At 43.2% G+C, this 1,186-nt stretch carries 2 protein-coding genes; both read right to left on the minus strand.

The features are described from left to right. Nucleotides 1-309: 309 nt before the first annotated feature. Complete coding sequence (gene ccoM / locus A3735_RS32410; RefSeq protein WP_304438928.1) at nucleotides 310-426, minus strand: cytochrome c oxidase subunit CcoM; 117 nt, start codon at nucleotides 424-426, stop codon at nucleotides 310-312. A 170-nt stretch (nucleotides 427-596) separates the two neighbouring features. After that, on the minus strand, nucleotides 597-1,186 hold a 590-nt coding region (locus A3735_RS31495; protein ID WP_231882666.1), incomplete at its 5' end, for a hypothetical protein.

The raw sequence follows: 1,186 nt of genomic DNA on the forward strand, positions 1-1,186 counted from the left end.
AAGAATAACTTCTGCCAATTGGGCCCCAGAAGACTCATCAGAAGCCGTAACTTGGTCTAGCTCCTTAATTAAGGTTGAGAGAACAGCCGCCTCGCTTTTCTCGAGGGTACGCATCCAACCATGTAAACCTTTCATTCAATATTCCTAATTTGAGTTTAATACTCAGTCTAGCAAGGGATTCAGAAAAGAGTAGTGTTTGGAAGTGAGAGGGTATTTGAAAAAGCGTCTATGACGAAGCTCTTGAATAAGAGCGGGGAAACACAAACCAGATCAAGAGAATTATGACCTGGTTTTTTCAAGTAAAGCGAACTAACTTTTTTTAGATTTCTGAGCGTCTTTATAAGCAAAATAGCCAAAGCCACCTAGAAACACAACAGTACCCGCAACAACCAATAAACCCGCAATGATGGTCTCATCTATATACATAATAAAATCTCCTCTAGTTAATAAAGAAAATTTATCATGCTCTAGTGATTCAGCACATGACACACATCAATCGCTTGGCAACTATCCCTCAGCTAAGCCAAAGTTCCCCGAACTAAGCAGCAGCTTTTGTCTGTTGGGTTTTATTTCTTTGAGCAATGATAAACAAAGGCTTAGAAAGACAAGCCAGTTTGCAACCATATGCGACGAGTATCTTCGCCCAAGGCATCTGCATTATAGTCAGCATATTTAGCTGTAAAACTAAGCTCATGAAACTTGAGCTTTACCTCAGCTTGCAGCTCTGTGCCGATTGATGATTCAGCGCCAGGAGCCTTATCAAATTCATAGTCATGATGAGCTAGCCCGATAGAAAAATCATCTGAGCAGCGGTATGAAACACCAAATACTGTATCGATAATTCCACCTGTAACATTCCCCAAGGCTTGATCCACAGCTTGGCCGGTATAACCCTGGTATTCATGCATACTAGCTAAAGGAGTGACAAAGCTAGCACTGCCATCGGCACCAAGTCTTTCACGGGCGATTGTAAAGCCTCCACCCTGATAGCCCGCGACAAGCTGCATTCGACTATAGCTGGCTCTGTAATTAATAGGGTTCTGGCCCTTGTCACCCTGAGTAGCAAACTCAAACAAGTAGGAAATTGAGAAATCTTCCCCTTCGCGGTTTCCTGATGAGTCTGCGATGCCATTGTTGCCGCCAACCATACCCGAAAAATAGATACCAGAGGTTTGCGTTTCCCAGC

Source organism: Oleiphilus sp. HI0061, from assembly GCF_001635675.1.

Excerpts from the sequence above, each read along its gene's own strand:
- ccoM (WP_304438928.1), bottom strand. The coding sequence starts at position 426 with ATGTATATAGATGAGACCATCATTGCGGGTTTATTGGTTGTTGCGGGT.